The sequence below is a fragment of the Citrobacter sp. Cm038 genome, from assembly GCF_030333105.1.
GTDB classification, from domain to species: domain Bacteria; phylum Pseudomonadota; class Gammaproteobacteria; order Enterobacterales; family Enterobacteriaceae; genus Citrobacter; species Citrobacter murliniae.
This window is the reverse complement of record NZ_JAOWGO010000025.1, coordinates 101,676-120,006: the sequence shown is the minus strand read 5'-3', so window position 1 is coordinate 120,006 and position 18,331 is coordinate 101,676. Positions and strand designations below refer to the sequence as shown.

Here is an 18,331-nt window from a genome sequence, read left to right as displayed (position 1 = left end):
TCTCTCGAGACGTCTTTCGCACCAATTTAGTCGCAAGCCGCGTCTTCTCTCGCTTACATTGTGTTTTCTAACTCTAATGCACAAGGTTATCCACAGGAATAGTGGATAACTGCCTCCAGCCCGTACTGACTGCCGCCTGGCGAAAACACATCTATGGTCTTTTCTGGGGTAATAAAAAAAAATTATCGCTAATTTTTGATATTTATCAGCTAACGAAGCGACCTGCAGCAGCCGAGATCTTGCTCGCATTTTCATCATTTTGCTATCTGCACCACCATGACGCTCACAAGCACTGGCAATGTGCACCCTGGTGCCGGAAATCATCTCTGTGCTTTGTCATTTAATGTACGCAAATCGCTTATCACGCTGTTTATCTCCCTGGCTCCTCTTCTGGCAAGAGATTTGCACTTTTCTTCCCACTCCCTGCTCGTGGGGCGGATAACATCATGATGGAGAAAATCTATGCTAAGTCTTCGCGCAGTGAATCACTATTACGGTAATCAGCACACGCTATGGGATGTGGATCTCGACTTGATGCCCGGTAAGTGTACTGGCGTGCTGGGACTGCCAGGTATGGGAAAAACCACACTGGTGAATTGCATCACCGGTAATTTACCTATCGAAAGTGGCACCATGTTTTGGCATCAGGCCGGTGCGCCACCGCGCGATCTGCGTCCAATCCCCGCGGCCAGTCGCATCGCGCTGGGTATTGGCTACGTTTCACAAGAGCGGCGTATTTTTTCGCAGTTGACGGTAGAAGAGAATCTGCATATTGCGCGTAAGGCGGTTGGCGAAAGCGAGGCAATGAGCAGCAGCGATATTTACCGCCTCTTCCCACAGTTGTACGTTCTGCGTCGCAGCAAAGGGGCGATACTGTCAGATGACAATCAGTACCAGCTGGCACTCGCCAGCGCTCTGGTTACGCGCCCACGTCTGCTGATCCTCGATGAACCGACGCGGGGGACGGGCCAAGCGTATATCCACAAGCTGGGAAATTTGATCGTGCGGCTGAGCCAGGAGCTGGGCATCGCGATTATGCTTGCGGAGCAAAGCTTGCCATTCATTCGCCGGGTCGCCGACTGCTATTGCCTGTTGCATCGCGGGCGCAATGTCGCACAGGGAGCGATGACACAACTCAACGATCCGCTTCTCAACGACTGGGGGACGCCAGAGATAAAACGCTAAGATCGATATATTGCCCTGTCGATACCCGCAGCGGATCTTCCGCCAGCCATGGGATCTCTCCCAGCAACGGTGCCGGGAGAGAACGCGTCAGCGTCGCCATATATTCAGCGTGACGTTTACCCGGCGGCATCACGTCATTAGCGACCCATCCGGCAAGCGTCAGGCCAGCCTGCAGCACCGCCTGCGCGGTCAGGATGGCGTGGTTGATACAACCAAGCTTCACGCCAACGACCAGAATGACCGGCAATTGCTCCGTTTGTACCCAGTCAGCAAAACTCAGCGTCGGCGAAAGCGGTGTAAACCATCCACCAGCCCCTTCCACCAGCACCCAGTCAGCCTGCTCTTCAAGCGCACGTAAACCGGCAGACATCACCGGGGCCAAAATCGGTCTTCCTTCGTCAGCGCTGATAATATGTGGCGAAGTGGGTTCAGCGAAGGTATACGGATTAATATCCACATATTCTATCTCCAGCGTACTGTTGCGCTGCAGCGCCAGAGCATCACTGTTACGCAGGCCATCAGCGGTCATTTCACTCCCCGAAGCCACTGGCTTATACCCGACTGCCCGGTATCCCCTCTCTGCGGCTGCCTGTAACAGTGCGCAGCTGGCGACGGTTTTACCTACCTCGGTGTCCGTCCCGGTGACAAAATACGTTTTAGTCACGTTGAATCACTCCCAAAAAAAGATGATACGTCAGCGGATATCTCCCCTGCTGACAGGGCCAGGCTAACTGTAACTGGTGTAGCTGTGAGCGGGTCAGCACACGCTGTTCACGACCTTCATGCAAATGCGTTGCTCCGATACCTTTGAGCGAACGCATCGCGCTCAGCGCGTCGTCAAACCATAACGTCACGGCATGGGTGTGGTAGCCAGCATCCCAGCCATGCAGGGCATTTTTAAGTTGCTCCACAGACAAAAAATTATTGGCATGCGCCCGGTTATCTACAGCCTGCCATGCCTGACGCAACTCCGGCATGGAGCCGTGTACCAGCGTACTAAAAGCCACCGTCCCACCAGGGCGTACAACCCGGTAAAGCTCGCTTAACGCGCTGCGTAAATCACCACACCACTGCACAGCCAGGTTGCTCCAGGCCAGGTCGAAGGTCGCTGTATCCTGCGGAATGGCTTCGATATCCGCCATCAGATAGTGATGGGCAACATTTTGTCGTTGCGCCTCCGCCAGCATCTGAGGCGAAAGATCCAGGGCGGTGACATCACACCCCCGCTCCCGCCAGTAAAGACTCATGCGTCCGGGTCCACAACCGGCGTCCAGTACATGTGCATATTCACGACCCGCCAGTAGCGCCAGTAACGCATCAGCGCTCTGGCGCTGTAACCCGGCGTGTTGTTCATAATAGGTAGCAGCACGTCCGAACGCAGCCGCAATGGCTTGCTTATTAACCAGCGCCATGCAATACCTCCAGCAAACGATCGATATCCTGGATTTCATGTGCCTGCGTCAGCGTCAGTCGCAGTCTGGCTGTACCGGCGGGTACGGTGGGAGGACGGATTGCTGTCACCCAACATCCCTGCTGGCGCAGGGCATCGGCCAGCCGTAAGGCTTTATGGTTATCACCAACGATTAGCGGCTGAATGGCGCTGTCTGAATTCACCAGTTTTAAATCTGGGGTATCCACTCCTGCCCGAAAACGTTGAATTAGCATCGCCAGCTTTGCTCTCCGCTCATCACCTTCACGACTGCGGATCACTGCCAGCGCAGCACGCAACGCCTGAGCTTGAGCCGGAGGCATACTGGTGCTGTAGATCAAGTGACGGGCAAACTGCAGCAGATAATCGGCTACACTGTCAGAGCAGAGGATTGCCGCACCGCCGACGCCAAACCCTTTCCCGAACGTCACCACCAACAGCTCAGGCTTAACCTGATGCCGCCAGCACGAACCGCGCCCTTCTTCACCGGTCACGCCAATGCCGTGCGCATCATCCACCAACAGCCAGCCATTATGCTGTTGCGCCGCCGCGTGGATTTCCGCCAGTGGTGCACTGTCACCATCCATGCTGAACACACCTTCAGTCACCACCAGTTGCTGCCCCGGACAGGGGGTAGCCAGCAGGCGGGCCAGATGCTGCGGATCGTTATGGCTAAAACGGCGCAACACTGCCGGGCTCAGGCTTGCGGCCTCCAACAGTGAAGCATGACTGAGGCGATCGGCGACGATACGATCGTTTTTTTCCATCAGTGCGGTAATGACCGCCTGATTGGCGGCAAAACCGGAGATAAATAACAGCGCACGTGAATAGCCCAGCCACTGCGCCAGCTCCTCTTCCAGTGCCTGATGCGCGATGGAATAGCCGCTTACGTGACCTGAGCCACCGCTGCCAACGCCAAAGCGTTCTGCTCCCTGCTGCCACGCGCACACAATCTGCGGATGGTGGCTTAAACCGAGATAATCATTACTGGAGAAATTCAGATACTGGCGACCATCGGCCTGTAGCCAGCGTCCTGCCCCCTGCGTCACCGCATAACGGCGGCGCAGGGCATCGACAGAACGACGCACCGCCAGCGCATCGTCTATTTTTTGCTGCCAGGTCATACTGTCGCCGCATTGTAGTAATCATCAGTGTCCGGCGTACGCAGAGCCTGCTCCAGACGCTGTTGCTGTTCGTTATCGCCCGCCAGTACCGCCGTTTGCTGCGGGTTAAGCCCCAGCTTGCGGAACAGCAGCAGATCTTTATCTTCGTTCGGGTTCCGCGTGGTCAACAGTTTGCAGCCGTAGAAAATAGAGTTGGCCCCGGCCATAAAACACATCGCCTGAGTTTGCTCATTCATCTGCTCGCGGCCAGCGGAAAGACGCACGTACGAGGTCGGCATCATGATCCGCGCTACAGCGATAGTGCGGATAAAATCAAATGCATCCACATCGTCGTTATCCGCCAGTGGAGTGCCTTTCACCTTCACCAGCATGTTGATGGGCACGCTTTCCGGCGGCGTGGGAAGATTCGCCAGTTGCAGCAACAACCCGGCGCGATCGGTGACCGTTTCACCTAACCCGACGATACCGCCTGAGCAGACTTTGATCCCGGCCTCACGCACTTTATCCAGCGTATCAAGACGTTCCTGATAGGAACGAGTCGTGATGATATTGCCGTAGAATTCTGGCGAAGTGTCGAGGTTGTGGTTGTAGTAATCCAGCCCCGCACGGGCAAGACGTTGGGCCTGCGTTTCATCCAGCGTTCCCAGCGTCATACAGGCTTCCAGTCCCAGTTCTTTCACGCCCTGTACCATCTGCTCCAGATAAGGCATATCGCGCTCGTGCGGATTCTTCCATGCCGCCCCCATGCAGAAACGTGTTGAACCCGCTTGCTTGGCTTTACGCGCAGAGTCCAGTACCTGCTCAACTTCCATCAATCGTTCTGTTTCCAGACCGGTTTTATAGCGGGAACTTTGTGGGCAGTATTTACAGTCTTCCGGGCAGGCACCGGTTTTAATCGACAGCAGTGTACTCACCTGTACCTGCCGCGGGTCAAAATGCTGACGGTGGATCTGTTGCGCCTCGAACAGCAGATCCAGCAGGGGTTTTTCAAATAATTCGGTGACTTGCGACATTGTCCAGCGAGAAGAGTGAGCCATATTGGTGTACGTTTCGTTGTTAGTTTGGTGTAGACTTGTAAACCTAAATCTTTTTAATTTGGTTTACAAGTCGATTATGACAACTGACGATATTGCCTTTGACCAACGCCATATTTGGCACCCTTACACCTCCATGACCTCCCCGTTACCGGTGTATCCGGTAGCGCGTGCCGAAGGTTGCGAACTGATTTTATCCAGCGGTGAGAGACTGATTGACGGCATGTCATCCTGGTGGTCAGCAATCCACGGTTACAACCACCCGCAGTTGAACGCCGCAATGAAAACGCAGATCGATGACATGTCACATGTGATGTTTGGCGGCATTACCCATGCCCCTGCCATTTCGCTGTGCCGCCAGTTGGTCGCCATGACGCCAGAGGCACTGGAATGCGTTTTCCTCGCGGATTCAGGCTCTGTTGCCGTCGAAGTGGCAATGAAAATGGCGCTGCAATACTGGCAGGCAAAAGGCGAATCTCGCCAGCGTTTCCTGACATTTCGTAACGGCTATCACGGAGACACCTTCGGCGCGATGTCGGTCTGCGATCCCGACAACTCAATGCACAGCCTGTGGAAAGGGTATCTGCCGGAAAACCTCTTCGCCCCTGCCCCGCAGAGTCGGATGGACGGCGAATGGAATGAGCTGGACATCGTGCCCTTTGCCCGTTTGATGGCCGCGCATCGCCATGAGATTGCAGCCATTATCCTGGAGCCGATTGTGCAGGGTGCAGGCGGCATGCGCATGTACCATCCTGAATGGTTAAAACGCATTCGCAGGATGTGCGACCGCGAAGGGATCCTGCTGATTGCCGATGAAATCGCCACCGGGTTTGGCCGTACCGGGAAGCTGTTTGCCTGTGAACACGCCAACATTGCGCCGGATATTTTGTGCCTTGGTAAAGCATTAACCGGCGGGACGATGACACTTTCCGCCACCCTGACCACCCGTCAGGTCGCGGCAACCATCAGCAACGGCGAGGCTGGCTGCTTTATGCACGGCCCGACTTTTATGGGTAACCCGCTGGCCTGCGCCGTCGCCTCCGCCAGTTTGTCTCTGCTGGAAACAGGCGAGTGGCGTGCGCAGGTCGCAGCTATTGAAGAACAATTGCGCAGCGAACTGGCACCTGCAGCTGATTCCGCATATGTCGCCGATGTACGCGTACTCGGCGCCATCGGTGTGATAGAAACCACGCATCCGGTGAATATGGCGGCGTTACAAAAGTTCTTCGTTGAACAAGGCGTGTGGATCCGGCCGTTTGGCAAACTCATCTACCTGATGCCGCCGTACATTATCCAGCCAGATCAACTGCGTCGCCTGACGCAGGTCGTGAACGATGCTGTGCGCAATGAAACATTTTTTAGCCAATAATCGGCGGTAAGTTATGAGGTTTCTGGCTACACTTTTTGGCTAACGAGAGGAGTCAGCATGAAACTAATGAGTAACGATCTGCGCGACGGGGAGAAGCTCCCGCATCGCCATGTATTTAACGGTATGGGGTATGACGGAGATAATATCTCCCCGCATCTGCTATGGGATGATGTACCTGCCGGGACCAAAAGCTTTGTTGTGACCTGTTACGATCCTGATGCGCCAACCGGCTCCGGCTGGTGGCACTGGGTGGTAGTCAACCTGCCTGCAGATACCCGTGTACTGACACAAGGATTCGGCTCCGGTCTGGTTGCGCTGCCGGAGGGAGTCATTCAGACACGCACGGATTTTGGTAAAGCGGGCTATGGCGGCGCGGCGCCACCAAAAGGAGAAACGCATCGTTATATCTTTACGGTTCATGCGCTGGATGTGGAGCGTCTTGATGTTGATGAGGGCGCCAGCGGAGCGATGGTCGGATTTAACGTCCATTTCCACTCGCTCGCCAGCGCGTCAATCACCGCACTGTTCAGTTAATCTCTGAGCCGGATAAGCGTCAGCGCCATCCGGCATTTTCTTACAGAAACTCGGGCACCAGCTTCAGCAAGGTTCCCTGCGCTAACAACTCGGTCGCGCACTCAATATCCGGGGCGAAAAAACGGTCCTGTGTATAGTGTGAAACCTGTTCACGCAATGCCTGACGCGCCTGTTCCAGCAGCGGGCTTGAGGTCAGTCCTTCTCGCAAATCGATTCCCTGACAGGCCGCCAGCCACTCCACGGCAATCACCCCGCGCGTATTGGCCGCCATCTCCCACAGTCGACGACCGGCCGCAGGCGCCATTGACACATGGTCTTCCTGGTTAGCCGAGGTCGGCAAACTGTCTACGCTGTGCGGGTGCGCCAGTGCTTTGTTCTCGCTGGCAAGCGCGGCGGCTGTGACCTGAGCAATCATAAAGCCGGAGTTGACCCCGCCGTTTTTGACCAGGAAAGGCGGTAACTGTGACATGTGCTTATCCATCATCAACGCAATACGTCGCTCTGATAAAGCACCTATTTCCGCAATCGCCAGCGCCAGATTATCCGCCGCCATCGCCACCGGTTCCGCATGGAAATTGCCGCCAGAAATAACATCCCCCTCTTCGGCAAACACCAGCGGGTTATCTGAAACTGCATTGGCTTCCACCAGCAGCACCTCCATAACCTGGCGCATTTGCGTCAGGCACGCCCCCATCACCTGCGGCTGACAGCGCAAAGAATATGGATCCTGCACTTTTTCGCAGTTATGGTGCGACTGCGAAAGCGCTGTGGAATCGGTCAGCACGTGGCGATAAAGAGAGGCGGCATCAATTTGCCCACGCTGTCCCCGGGCGGCATGAATACGGGCATCAAACGGACGTCGGGAGCCCAGCACCGCTTCGGTGGTCAGCGCCCCGCATACTGTCGCCGAGGCAAACAGTTCCTGCGCTTCAATCAACCCGCGCAGAGCAAAAGCCGTGGATGCCTGTGTACCATTCAACAACGCCAGCCCTTCCTTCGCCTCCAGCGTGATCGGCTCCAGCCCGGCCTTCTTCAGCGCTTCTGCGGCCGGAAGCCATTCTCCCCGCCAGCGTGCCTTACCCTCACCCAACAAGGTGAGCGACATATGCGCCAGCGGAGCCAGATCGCCCGATGCCCCGACCGAGCCTTTCGCCGGGATCAACGGGTAAACCTCCGCATTCACCAGTGCAATCAGCGCTTCAATCACGCTCAGGCGAATACCGGAGAAACCGCGCGCCAGACTGTTGATTTTCAGCACCATGATCAGACGCACCATCGCATCATCCAGCGGTTCGCCGACGCCCGCCGCATGAGAAAGCACCAGCGAACGCTGGAGATTTTGCAAATCTTCAGTGGCAATACGGGTCTGGGCCAGCAGTCCAAAACCCGTATTGATGCCGTAAGCCGTGCGGCCTTCGGCAACAATCTTATTGACGCAGTCCACACTGGCATTAATGGCGTCAACCGCGCTGGTATCCAGTCTCAACTGTACCGGCTGCTGCCAGATATCGCGCAACTGTGCAAAGCTCAGATGGCCCGGCGTTAAGGTAATGGTATTCATATCAGCGTTTCCCCTGCGTTGCGGCAACCATCGGCAAGTTCAGCCCTTCTTCGACAGCACATTCCACAGCAATGTCATACCCGGCATCGGCATGACGCATCACGCCCGTCGCCGGATCGTTATGTAATACCCGGGCGATACGTGCGGCGGCTTCATCAGTACCATCGCAGACAATCACCATCCCGGCATGCTGGGAGAAGCCCATTCCTACCCCGCCGCCATGGTGCAGTGATACCCAGGTCGCACCGCTGGCAGTATTAAGGAGCGCGTTCAGCAGCGGCCAGTCGGACACGGCGTCTGAACCGTCACGCATGGATTCGGTTTCACGGTTAGGGCTGGCAACCGATCCAGAATCCAGGTGATCGCGACCAATGACGATAGGTGCGGAAACTTCACCACTACGCACCATCTCGTTAAACGCCAGACCCAGCTTTTGTCGCCACTCCAGCCCTACCCAACAGATACGCGCAGGTAACCCCTGGAAATTAATCCGCTCACGCGCCATATCCAGCCAGTGATGGAGATGCTTATCGTCGGCCACGATCTCTTTTACTTTGGCATCGGTCTTATAAATATCCTGCGGATCGCCGGAAAGCGCCACCCAGCGGAACGGGCCAATGCCGCGACAGAACAGCGGCCGAATGTAGGCCGGCACAAATCCAGGGAAATCAAAGGCATTTTCCACACCCATCTCTTTTGCCATCTGACGAATGTTATTGCCGTAGTCAAATGTCGGAACGCCCAGTTTGCTAAAGGCCAGCATCGCCTGCACATGCGTCGCCATCGAACGTTTCGCTGCCTGAACCGTACCCTGCGGATCGGATATTGCTTTCGCCTGATACTCTTCCCAGCTCCAGCCGGACGGCAAATAACCGTGCAGCGGGTCATGGGCGCTGGTCTGGTCGGTAACCATATCCGGACGCACACCACGCTTGACCAGTTCAGGCACAATGTCAGCGGCGTTGGCACACAGCGCAATGGAAACCGCTTTCCCCGCGCGGGTGTATTTTTCGATACGCGCCAGTGCGTCATCAAGCGAAGTTGCCTGCTCATCCACATAGCGGGTACGCAGACGGAAGTCGATACGGCTTTGCTGACATTCAATGTTCAGCGAACAGGCGCCCGCCAGGGTTGCGGCCAACGGTTGCGCCCCGCCCATCCCCCCCAATCCGGCGGTCAGCACCCAGCGTCCGCTCAGGTTGCCTTGATAATGCTGACGTCCTGCTTCGACGAAGGTTTCATAGGTTCCCTGCACGATGCCCTGACTGCCAATGTAGATCCAGCTCCCGGCAGTCATCTGGCCGTACATCGCCAGCCCTTTCGCGTCCAGTTCGTTAAAGTGTTCCCAGGTCGCCCAGTGCGGGACCAGATTGGAGTTGGCGATTAAGACCCGTGGTGCATTGTCATGGGTTTTGAACACGCCGACCGGTTTACCGGACTGCACTAACAAAGTTTCGTCGGCTTCCAGTCCGGTCAGCGCCTTGATGATGGCGTCATAACATTCCCAGTCACGCGCGGCGCGACCAATCCCGCCGTAAACCACCAGCTCGTGGGGATTTTCCGCCACCTCGGGATCAAGGTTATTCATTAACATGCGCAGCGGCGCTTCGGTCAACCAGCTTTTGGCTGTTAAGTTCGTGCCTCTTGGGGCCCGAATATCCTGCTGACGATACTTGCTTTGGGGCATGGTAAAACACTCCTCACGAACGATCGGACAGATAAGTAACATATACTTGTCTATACAAGTTGTCGCAAGGCCGCATTTAACAAATGCGATACATTTTTGTTATATTGCGTCAGCAATCACGGTTTTTGCGTCCTCGTATCAGGACATAAAACGTCCCTGCAGACGGTAGCGGGAACCCGGAAAGAGCAAGTGGGCATGGGAGACAATATGTGACGCCGACCAGGTCCGGCGACGGATTAGCAGACAGGGATCGTGTTCTTTAATGTTCAGTAGCGCACACTCTTCTGCACTGGCTCGCACGGCTTCCACAATATGCTCACCTTCTGTCAGCGGCGCAATCAGCGACAAGTAAGCGTGCGGCGTGGTCTGGCTGTAATCCTGCGTCAGGTATTCCGGCACAATTTCCGCATTCACACAGCGATCTTCAATCTGCACCGGCTGATCGTTTTCATAGTGCACCATGATGGAGTGAAAAATGGACGTGCCCTCTGCAACGTTCAACGCCGTAGCCTGCAGAGCACTTGCCTGAGTTCTTTCCAGCGTCAAAACCTCGCACCGGTGCTGATGCTGCCGGGCAATGATTTCATCCGCGATACTGCGAATTTCGAACAGCGCAGACTGACCTTTTGGCTCGGCGACAAATGTCCCGACCCCCTGCAAGCGCACCAACAATCCTTCATCCGTTAGCTCACGCAGCGCCCGGTTAATGGTCATTCGACTAAAACCATACTGCGCCACCAGTTCCGCTTCCGACGGGATACGGTCGTGCGCTTGCCAGATGCCACTGGCAATTTTGTCGCTGATCTCCTGTTTGACCTTTTCGTAAAAAGGGGCCGGAGCTGAACGGTTGCGGGATGGGAGCATGCGTAAGCCTTCCTTAAGCAGAGAGTTTTAATTGCCAGATAGCGACCACGGCATCGGCCTGATAAGCGAACCACTATCAGGCATGTCAGCGCCACCAGTGCGCGATTTGCCAGCCAAGCCGCGCCGCAACGCGTGCTGCCCTGCCATCATCGTCAAAGCGGGGATTAAATTCAACCATGTCCACCGCCTGTAATTTACCACTGCAACAAAGAGGTTCAATTAAACCCAGTACCGTCGCCAGCGGAACGCCCAGCGCAGCAGGCGCAGACACCGCCGGCATTTCCCAGACCGGTAAAACGTCGAGGTCAATCGTCAGATAGATAACATCTACGCTGGCGACAAACTGTGCTATCTGTGCCTGCGCCTGATGGCAATGCAAATCTTCCACCACAGTGACACCGCGTCGTTGCGCTTCATCCCACAACGCCTGAGTGTTTGCCGCCCGACTGACACCCACGCAGGCGTAATAAAACTCGCGCTGCTGCTCGTCGCAAAGCTCTGCCAACTGGCGAAACGGCGTCCCTGATGTGGCCTGTTCGGCATGACGTAAATCCAGATGTGCATCGAGATTCACTATACCCACTTTTGAACGCGGGAACGCATCCAGTAGACCTGCACCGTGAGCGAATGCGGTTTCGTGCCCGCCACCTAATACAAAGGTGCGCATCTCTGCCAGCTGACAGCGTTGTATCGCACTGCGTAGCGCCTGCTGTGCACCTTCAAGGTCCGGGGACTGCGCTACAATATTTCCCAGGTCCACCAGCCTGTCATGACCACTGTGACTGGCTAAATTTGCCAGCGCCTTACGCAGCGCGTCGGGTGCACCGGCCGCCCCCGCACGCCCCTGATTACGTTTCACACCTTCGTCGCAGGCAAATCCAAGCAGCGCAATCTGTTCACGATACATTTCAGGGGCGAACGCCGGACTAAGCGTGATGGTCTGAAACAGACGCAACGCATTCGCTGACTCAACACGATCATCGCGTCCCTGCCAGAGCGCAGGTGATGCGGGTTGCCAGTTCATCATGATATTTGCCCTCTGAATACACGTTGATAAAGTGGGTTGCGGCCAGGTTCGTAGAGAATTTCCACCGGCAGTTGCGCATCCCAGACCACAAAATCGGCAACGAATCCGGCCTTCAGTTGTCCGTGAGTGTCATGACGACCAAGCGCACGAGCCGCATGACGGGTTACGCCAGCCCAGGCCTCCTCTGGCGTTAAGCCAAACTGTACGCAGGCCATATTCATCGCCCAGTGCAGGCTAATAAACGGACTGGTGCCAGGATTGAAATCCGTTGCCACCGCCATTGGCACCTGATAGTGACGCAGCCATTCCACTGGTGGGCGCTGCTGTTCTTTGAGGAAGTAAAATGCCCCCGGCAACAGAACCCCGACCGTACCACTTTGGCTCATCGCCACCACTCCGGCTTCATCCAGGTATTCAATATGATCGGCTGACAAACCGTGGTAGCGGCTTACCAGTTGCGCACCACCAAGCAATGAGAGTTGCTCAACATGACCTTTCACCGGGATGCCCAGTGCCTGAGCGGCCTGAAATACACGTTCACTCTGTGTCAGCGTGAACCCGACGCTTTCACAAAACAGATCGACGGTCTCAAACAGACCTTTTTTCCACAACTGCGGCAAAATAGTCTCGCATACCAGCGTAATGTAGCCATCAGGGTCGTCACGGTACTCCACAGGCGTGGCATGCGCAGCCAACAGCGTAGGGCTGATTTCAATGATATTTTCCGCCGCCAGTGCTGACACCACGCGTAATATCTTCTCTTCAGTCGCTAAATCCAGGCCGTAACCTGATTTAATCTCGAGTAGCGTAACGCCTTCGTTTTTTAGCTGCGCCATCCGCGCCTGCGCTACGCGAAAGAGTTGTTCGGCTGAAACGCGACGAGTCGCAGAGACGGTAGCATTGATTCCTCCCCCCTGGGCGCTGATTTGCTGATAGGAAACTCCGTTCAGTCTCTGTTCCCATTCGCCTGCGCGATTCCCGCCAAACACCAGGTGCGTATGACAGTCAATCAGACCCGGTGTAATCAGCCGCCCCTGCATATCAAATGTATTATCGTGGGTAAGGTATAACGATGATTCAGGCACAATATCTCGAATCTTACCCTGACGGACGATCAGCGCATGGCCATCCACCAGGCCATACGGTGTATCACGTTCAGGATCCATGGTCGCCAGGCGGACATTGCGCCAGATAGCATCATCAGGGAAAAACTGCTGCATTCGACTCACCACTTGTCATAGGTTGTATAGACATTTATTTTGCATCCTGCGGATGTTGTCAACCTGATGGACCACAATTGTTATCTAATTGTGATATAAGGACTCTCAACGCCAGACATTGCTGCGATAAAAAACAACTTTTTACCTTTTCGCCTTCCCGTTTCGCTCAACTTAGTATAAAAAAGCAGGCTTCAATGGATAACTTTCAAAGCCCGGAGCAACCTGTGAACATATCATCAGTTTCCCGTCTGGCGCTGGCTATGGCTTTTGGCGTGACGCTGACTGCCTGTAGCTCAACCTCGCCCGATCAAATTCCTTCCGATCAGACCGCGCCTGGCACCTCCTCGCGCCCGATTCTGTCGGCGAGTGAAGCCAAAAATTTCGTTGCCGCACACTATTTTTCAGCACTGACGCCAAATACTGCGCCGTGGACCCCTTCTTCTATTTCCCTGCCAGCGCAGCCTGATTTTGTTGTCGGCCCGGCAGGTACGCAAGGCGTTACCCACACCACTATTCAGGCGGCGGTTGATGCAGCAATCATAAAACGTACCAATAAACGTCAATATATCGCCATTATGCCGGGTGAATATCAGGGCACGGTCTACATCCCTGCTGCCACGGGTAGCCTGACCTTATACGGTACAGGCGAAAAACCACTTGATGTGAAAATCGGCCAGGCCATTGACGGTGATATGAGCACCGCAGACTGGCGTCGTTCAGTGAACCCGGGTGGTAAATATATGCCAGGCAAACCGGCGTGGTATATGTTCGATAACTGCCAGAACAAGCGCGGTCCGAATATTGGCGTGATGTGTTCTGCGGTGGTTTGGTCACAAAACAACGGCCTGCAATTGCAGAATCTGACCATTGAAAACAATCTGGGTGACAGCGTTGATGCAGGTAATCACCCGGCAGTTGCGCTGCGTACCGATGGCGATAAAGTTCAGATTAACAACGTCAATATCCTGGGTCGCCAGAATACCTTCTTCGTTACTAACAGCGGCGTGCAAAACCGTCTGGAAAACGATCGTCAACCGCGTACACTGGTCACTAACAGCTACATTGAAGGCGATGTGGATATCGTGTCTGGTCGCGGCGCGGTGGTGTTTGATAATACTGATTTCCGTGTGGTGAACTCACGAACTCAGCAGGAAGCTTACGTATTTGCCCCGGCAACGCTGTCGAACATTTACTACGGCTTCCTCGTCACCAACAGCCGCTTTACGGCAAGTGGCGATGGTGTGGCGCAACTGGGCCGCTCGCTGGATGTTGATGCGAACACTAATGGTCAGGTGGTTATTCGTGACAGCGTGATCAACGAAGGCTTTAACATGGCGAAACCATGGGCTGACAGTGTTATCGCCAAGCGTCCATTCGCGGGTAACACCGGTGCGGAAGATGATAAAGGTGAAATTCAGCGTAACCTGAACGACACCAACTTTAACCGCATGTGGGAATACAACAACCGCGGTGTCGGTAGTAAAGTGGTTGCAGAGCCGAAGCAGTAATTGTTTAGCGCGATCAAAAAGAGGGCCTGGAGCCCTCTTTTTGATTTCTGTACACCATTCTTACGTCTGCTTACTGAATCCCATAGAAAAGAAAATTCAGCGCTGATTTAATCGTATTTTCATAATCTGCCGCGCTACAAAATTCACAGCCCAAAACATGCTCAGGAATGCTGGCAAGCTCGTGTGTCATAAGCACAAAATCTTCCCCCTCTAAATTGAGCATCGGCGTCAATTGTTCACTACGTGGACCTATGTAGTTTCCAGCTGGAAATAAAGGAATCACAACGCGTGTATTTCTCCGCCCTATAATATCGCTCTGAACATCAAGCAAATAGGGGTAGGCTGTCGGTTTCCCCGTATTTTTGTAGGCCATAAATTGCATCGTCAAAACGTCCTGTAGGTATCCGATAGCAGTCCATTCTCTTCCGTTAACTGGTTAAGATAGTCAATGGCAGACTCATTCTCTTTCTTCCAACGGGCAACTTCCAGTTGGTGAATTTCAGCTTTGAGTGCATTCGTCAGGGTCTTTGACATATTGATCCCCGCCGCGCGCGCTTCCTGAATCAGTTGCGGCTCAATTGTTACAGTCACCGTTTTTTTAGTGCGCATTTTCGCGACTGGCATACGCCCCCCTAATACGTGTATTGATATGTGTCCCCTACACACAATATTATCACATATTGCAACACCTACAGAAAAAAAGCCAGCCCCGAACCAACGGGACTGGCTTAAGATAAGTGATGCGAATGCTTAATACGCGTTAACCACTACCCACATTGGGCCTTGTCCTACCGCATAGCGACCTTTCTCAGTCAGAAGTCCCTGCTCACCAGTGATTTCATACACCGCAATATGGTGTGACTTCTGCCCGGCAGCAATCAGGTATTTACCACTGTGATCGATATTGAATCCACGCGGCTGCGCTTCGGTTGGCTGGAAGCCCTCTTTATTCAGCACGCTACCGTCTTCTGAAACGCTGAACACAGTAATCAAGCTGGCGGTACGGTCACAGGCATACAGATGGCGGCCATCCGGCGTAATATGGATATCCGCAGCCCAGCGGGTATCAGAAAAATCAGCAGGCATCATATCCAGCGTCTGTACACACTCAATTTTGCCGTGCGGATCTTTCAATTCCCAGACGTCAACCGAACTGTTCAGCTCATTGACACAGTAGGCATATTGCTGATTCGGATGGAACGCCATATGGCGTGGCCCTGCACCTTCGACGGTGGTCACTTCCGCGGGATCCTGCGCTATCAGTTTGCCATCATCACTGAGGCCAAACAGGCAGATACGATCCTGCTTCAATGCGGGAACCCACAGAGTGCGATTATCCGGTGAGATATTAGCCGAGTGGCATCCGTCCAGACCTTCCACCACATCCACCAATTCAACCGGCAAACCATCCTCCAGACGCGTCACACTAACGCTACCGGCGTTATACGATCCAACAAAGACAAAACGCCCCTGATGGTCGGTGGAAATATGCGTCGGGCTTCCCGGCAGTGCGGATTCCGCAGCGAAGGTCAGCGCACCGTCATCTGGCGCAATACGGTACGCCAGCACACGAAACTCCGGGCGCACACCAACATAGAGGTAGCGCTTATCCGGGCTGACAACCATCGGCTGTACCTGACCCGGTACATCAACCACCTGCACAAGCGTTAGCGAACCTTCGTGATTCAGGCTCCAGACATGGATTTGCTGACTCTCAGGGCTGGCGGTATAAACGGTTTGCTTCATGAATACTCCTTTGCTTTTGGCAAGTGGCTGCAATTGCCTGATACACGCCTAAAGTAGACGCTTTTAACGGGGAATGCTTAATTAAGGCTCATAATTTTGTCCGGCTCCCGACTCGGTGTACCATTCCTGCAGACAAAATTATCAACCTTAATCTGGAAAAACCTATGACCGCACGCGTGATTGCCCTGGATTTAGACGGTACCTTGCTGACGCCGAAAAAAACCTTGTTACCATCCTCCCTCGAGGCCCTTTCTCGTGCAAGGGAAGCAGGCTACCAACTTATCATTGTCACAGGTCGCCATCACGTTGCTATTCATCCTTTTTATCAGGCACTGGCGCTGGATACACCTGCAATTTGCTGTAACGGTACTTACTTGTATGATTATCAGGCAAAAAACGTACTGGAATCCGATCCGCTTCCTGTGGAGCAGTCATTGCAGCTGATCGATATGCTGGATGAGCATCAGATCCATGGTCTGATGTACGTAGATGAGGCCATGTTGTATGAGCGCCCGACCGGGCATGTGGTTCGTACCGCTAACTGGGCGCAAACCCTGCCGCCGGAACAGCGTCCAACATTCACTCAGGTGTCGTCGTTGGCACAGGCCGCACGTGACGTTAATGCCGTGTGGAAATTTGCTCTGACCGACGAAGATATTCCAAAACTGCAGCAGTTTGGTAAACACGTTGAGCAACAACTGGGACTGGAATGCGAATGGTCCTGGCACGATCAGGTCGATATTGCCCGTAAAGGCAACAGCAAGGGAAGACGCCTTACCCAGTGGATTGAAGCGCAAGGCGGCTCAATGGAGAATGTGATAGCTTTTGGCGATAACTTTAACGATATCAGCATGCTGGAAGCCGCAGGAACCGGTGTTGCGATGGGTAATGCAGACGATGCCGTCAAAGCTCGCGCCAATATTGTGATTGGCGACAACACCACTGACAGCATCGCGAAGTTTATCTATTCTCACCTGTTGTAATCAGGCGGTAATCGATACGCTCTTAATTTGTGCGTACAACCACAGGCCAGGTTTGATGCCCAGCTCATCTCTGGCCCATGGGCTGATTCTTGCCCACAACGTTTTACCGCCCACCTCAAGCTGAACTTCCACCTGCCCGTTATCGTCATAACACTGCGCGACCTTCGCGCGTAATACGTTGCGAATACTGGTTTGCTGCGGCGGTTGTAATACCAGTGAAACATCAGATGCCTGAATGCGGATACGCAGCACGCTTTGCAGCGGCTCATCGAGCTTGTTTACCCACAGATGCTGATCGCCGAGCGCCAGAGCGGTCATGGCATAATGCGGGTGGTGCTCCAGCACACTGACTTTCAGAATACTGCTCTGTTGTTCCTTTGGCAGCCAGGGGTGCATAACGCTACTGCCCCAGACATCTTCCAGCGAGCCAAACGCTTTTACCTGCCCGTTTTCCAGCACCATCACTTTATCGGCCAGATGCAAAATCTCATCCAGAGAGTGGCTGACATATAGCATAGGAATATTGATTTCACGCGCAAGGCGTTGCAGGTAAGGCAACAGTTCCCGTTTACGCGGAATATCCAGCGACGCTAACGGTTCATCCAGCAGCAACAACTCCGGTGCGGTAAGCAACGCCCGACCAATAGCTACACGCTGTTTTTCACCGCCGGAAAGGCTACCCGGCAAACGGTCAAGCAACGGCTCAATTCCCAGCAGCGCCACCAGCTTATCAAACTGTCCGGTCATGCTTTTCGCCATGCCGTAGCGCAGATTACCGCGTACCTTATAATGCGGGAACAGTCGCGCATCCTGGAAAACGTAGCCCACCCGGCGTTTTTCAGGAGTTAAGCAGACTCCCTTTTCAACGTCATTCAACACCCGACCGTTGAGTACAATGCGTCCGGATTGCGGCTTAGTCAGTCCGCTAATCGCGTTAATCAGCGATGTTTTACCTGCGCCGGAAACACCAAAAATAGCCGTAATACCGCTGGCAGGCAGCGTTTCATTGAGCGTCAGACAGTGGGTTCCTAACGTCTGAGAGAAATTAAGTTCCAGCATG

General features: G+C 54.2%; 18 protein-coding genes. 5 read left to right on the top strand and 13 right to left on the bottom strand.

Going from position 1 to position 18,331, the window contains the following annotated elements:
• The first annotated feature begins 462 nt into the window (after positions 1 to 462).
• Positions 463 to 1,185 (top strand): ABC transporter ATP-binding protein, encoded by a 723-nt coding sequence (locus tag OGY01_RS20105; protein WP_045441156.1) that lies wholly within the window; start codon positions 463 to 465, stop codon positions 1,183 to 1,185.
• Here OGY01_RS20105 and bioD read toward each other — a convergent pair.
• The 4 genes from bioD to bioB are packed head-to-tail and all read right to left on the bottom strand — an operon-like array spanning position 1,151 to position 4,775.
• Complete coding sequence (bioD, locus tag OGY01_RS20100; protein ID WP_045441155.1) at positions 1,151 to 1,849, bottom strand: dethiobiotin synthase; 699 nt, start codon at positions 1,847 to 1,849, stop codon at positions 1,151 to 1,153. The two genes, OGY01_RS20105 and bioD, sit on opposite strands and share 35 nt — an antisense overlap.
• Complete coding sequence (gene bioC, locus OGY01_RS20095) at positions 1,842 to 2,597, bottom strand: malonyl-ACP O-methyltransferase BioC (RefSeq protein ID WP_045441154.1); 756 nt, start codon at positions 2,595 to 2,597, stop codon at positions 1,842 to 1,844. The genes bioD and bioC overlap by 8 nt, the downstream gene beginning before the upstream one ends.
• Positions 2,584 to 3,738: an 8-amino-7-oxononanoate synthase gene (gene bioF, locus OGY01_RS20090; RefSeq protein ID WP_286493568.1), complete on the bottom strand. Its 1,155-nt coding sequence runs from the start codon at positions 3,736 to 3,738 to the stop codon at positions 2,584 to 2,586. The genes bioC and bioF overlap by 14 nt, the downstream gene beginning before the upstream one ends.
• Complete coding sequence (gene bioB / locus OGY01_RS20085; protein ID WP_286493567.1) at positions 3,735 to 4,775, bottom strand: biotin synthase BioB; 1,041 nt, start codon at positions 4,773 to 4,775, stop codon at positions 3,735 to 3,737. The genes bioF and bioB overlap by 4 nt, the downstream gene beginning before the upstream one ends.
• A gap of 76 nt (positions 4,776 to 4,851) precedes the next feature.
• Here bioB and bioA point away from each other — a divergent pair, with 76 nt between their 5' ends.
• Both bioA and OGY01_RS20075 read left to right on the top strand, forming a co-directional pair.
• A complete protein-coding gene (gene bioA, locus OGY01_RS20080; protein WP_284096550.1) occupies positions 4,852 to 6,141 on the top strand; it encodes an adenosylmethionine--8-amino-7-oxononanoate transaminase in 1,290 nt (429 codons plus the stop codon).
• Positions 6,142 to 6,198: 57 nt separating this feature from the next.
• Positions 6,199 to 6,675 (top strand): kinase inhibitor, encoded by a 477-nt coding sequence (locus OGY01_RS20075; RefSeq protein ID WP_045441150.1) that lies wholly within the window; start codon positions 6,199 to 6,201, stop codon positions 6,673 to 6,675.
• 40 nt (positions 6,676 to 6,715) lie between these two features.
• On the opposite strand, the gene hutH is transcribed toward OGY01_RS20075, so the two are convergent.
• From hutH to hutI, 5 genes are all read right to left on the bottom strand, one after another.
• Complete coding sequence (gene hutH, locus OGY01_RS20070) at positions 6,716 to 8,236, bottom strand: histidine ammonia-lyase (RefSeq protein WP_200010629.1); 1,521 nt, start codon at positions 8,234 to 8,236, stop codon at positions 6,716 to 6,718.
• A gap of 1 nt (position 8,237) precedes the next feature.
• A complete protein-coding gene (gene hutU, locus OGY01_RS20065) occupies positions 8,238 to 9,923 on the bottom strand; it encodes a urocanate hydratase (protein WP_048221815.1) in 1,686 nt (561 codons plus the stop codon).
• A 138-nt stretch (positions 9,924 to 10,061) separates the two neighbouring features.
• Positions 10,062 to 10,787, bottom strand: a complete 726-nt coding sequence (locus OGY01_RS20060) for a histidine utilization repressor (protein WP_045441147.1) — start codon at positions 10,785 to 10,787, stop codon at positions 10,062 to 10,064.
• Positions 10,788 to 10,872: 85 nt separating this feature from the next.
• Positions 10,873 to 11,814: a formimidoylglutamase gene (hutG, locus tag OGY01_RS20055; protein WP_225760674.1), complete on the bottom strand. Its 942-nt coding sequence runs from the start codon at positions 11,812 to 11,814 to the stop codon at positions 10,873 to 10,875.
• Positions 11,811 to 13,034 (bottom strand): imidazolonepropionase, encoded by a 1,224-nt coding sequence (gene hutI / locus OGY01_RS20050; RefSeq protein ID WP_286493566.1) that lies wholly within the window; start codon positions 13,032 to 13,034, stop codon positions 11,811 to 11,813. Before hutI ends, hutG begins: the two co-directional genes overlap by 4 nt.
• A gap of 224 nt (positions 13,035 to 13,258) precedes the next feature.
• On the opposite strand from hutI, the gene OGY01_RS20045 reads away from it, so the two are divergent.
• Positions 13,259 to 14,542, top strand: coding sequence for a putative acyl-CoA thioester hydrolase (locus tag OGY01_RS20045; RefSeq protein ID WP_286493565.1), 1,284 nt, complete (start codon positions 13,259 to 13,261; stop codon positions 14,540 to 14,542).
• Positions 14,543 to 14,612: 70 nt separating this feature from the next.
• Here the strand turns inward: OGY01_RS20045 and OGY01_RS20040 are convergent, their stop codons facing one another.
• The 3 genes from OGY01_RS20040 to pgl form a co-directional block, all read right to left on the bottom strand.
• A complete protein-coding gene (locus OGY01_RS20040) occupies positions 14,613 to 14,924 on the bottom strand; it encodes a CcdB family protein (protein ID WP_045441144.1) in 312 nt (103 codons plus the stop codon).
• 2 nt (positions 14,925 to 14,926) lie between these two features.
• Positions 14,927 to 15,166, bottom strand: coding sequence for a type II toxin-antitoxin system CcdA family antitoxin (locus OGY01_RS20035; protein WP_045441143.1), 240 nt, complete (start codon positions 15,164 to 15,166; stop codon positions 14,927 to 14,929).
• Positions 15,167 to 15,292: 126 nt separating this feature from the next.
• The gene (gene pgl / locus OGY01_RS20030) at positions 15,293 to 16,288 is read right to left on the bottom strand and encodes a 6-phosphogluconolactonase (protein WP_286493563.1); all 996 of its coding nucleotides are present in this window, start codon (positions 16,286 to 16,288) and stop codon (positions 15,293 to 15,295) included.
• Positions 16,289 to 16,452: 164 nt separating this feature from the next.
• Between pgl and OGY01_RS20025 the strand changes: the two genes are divergently transcribed.
• Positions 16,453 to 17,271, top strand: a complete 819-nt coding sequence (locus OGY01_RS20025; RefSeq protein ID WP_286493561.1) for a pyridoxal phosphatase — start codon at positions 16,453 to 16,455, stop codon at positions 17,269 to 17,271.
• Here the strand turns inward: OGY01_RS20025 and modC are convergent, their stop codons facing one another.
• The gene (gene modC / locus OGY01_RS20020; protein WP_200010618.1) at positions 17,272 to 18,330 is read right to left on the bottom strand and encodes a molybdenum ABC transporter ATP-binding protein ModC; all 1,059 of its coding nucleotides are present in this window, start codon (positions 18,328 to 18,330) and stop codon (positions 17,272 to 17,274) included.
• Between the last annotated feature and the right edge of the window lies 1 nt (position 18,331).

Excerpts from the sequence above, each read along its gene's own strand:
- OGY01_RS20105 (WP_045441156.1), top strand. The coding sequence starts at position 463 with ATGCTAAGTCTTCGCGCAGTGAATCACTATTACGGTAATCAGCACACG.
- bioC (WP_045441154.1), bottom strand. The coding sequence starts at position 2,597 with ATGGCGCTGGTTAATAAGCAAGCCATTGCGGCTGCGTTCGGACGTGCT.
- bioF (WP_286493568.1), bottom strand. The coding sequence starts at position 3,738 with ATGACCTGGCAGCAAAAAATAGACGATGCGCTGGCGGTGCGTCGTTCT.
- bioB (WP_286493567.1), bottom strand. The coding sequence starts at position 4,775 with ATGGCTCACTCTTCTCGCTGGACAATGTCGCAAGTCACCGAATTATTT.
- bioA (WP_284096550.1), top strand. The coding sequence starts at position 4,852 with ATGACAACTGACGATATTGCCTTTGACCAACGCCATATTTGGCACCCT.
- OGY01_RS20075 (WP_045441150.1), top strand. The coding sequence starts at position 6,199 with ATGAAACTAATGAGTAACGATCTGCGCGACGGGGAGAAGCTCCCGCAT.
- hutH (WP_200010629.1), bottom strand. The coding sequence starts at position 8,236 with ATGAATACCATTACCTTAACGCCGGGCCATCTGAGCTTTGCACAGTTG.
- hutU (WP_048221815.1), bottom strand. The coding sequence starts at position 9,923 with ATGCCCCAAAGCAAGTATCGTCAGCAGGATATTCGGGCCCCAAGAGGC.
- OGY01_RS20060 (WP_045441147.1), bottom strand. The coding sequence starts at position 10,787 with ATGCTCCCATCCCGCAACCGTTCAGCTCCGGCCCCTTTTTACGAAAAG.
- hutG (WP_225760674.1), bottom strand. The coding sequence starts at position 11,814 with ATGATGAACTGGCAACCCGCATCACCTGCGCTCTGGCAGGGACGCGAT.
- hutI (WP_286493566.1), bottom strand. The coding sequence starts at position 13,034 with ATGCAGCAGTTTTTCCCTGATGATGCTATCTGGCGCAATGTCCGCCTG.
- OGY01_RS20040 (WP_045441144.1), bottom strand. The coding sequence starts at position 14,924 with ATGCAATTTATGGCCTACAAAAATACGGGGAAACCGACAGCCTACCCC.
- OGY01_RS20035 (WP_045441143.1), bottom strand. The coding sequence starts at position 15,166 with ATGCCAGTCGCGAAAATGCGCACTAAAAAAACGGTGACTGTAACAATT.
- pgl (WP_286493563.1), bottom strand. The coding sequence starts at position 16,288 with ATGAAGCAAACCGTTTATACCGCCAGCCCTGAGAGTCAGCAAATCCAT.
- OGY01_RS20025 (WP_286493561.1), top strand. The coding sequence starts at position 16,453 with ATGACCGCACGCGTGATTGCCCTGGATTTAGACGGTACCTTGCTGACG.
- modC (WP_200010618.1), bottom strand. The coding sequence starts at position 18,330 with ATGCTGGAACTTAATTTCTCTCAGACGTTAGGAACCCACTGTCTGACG.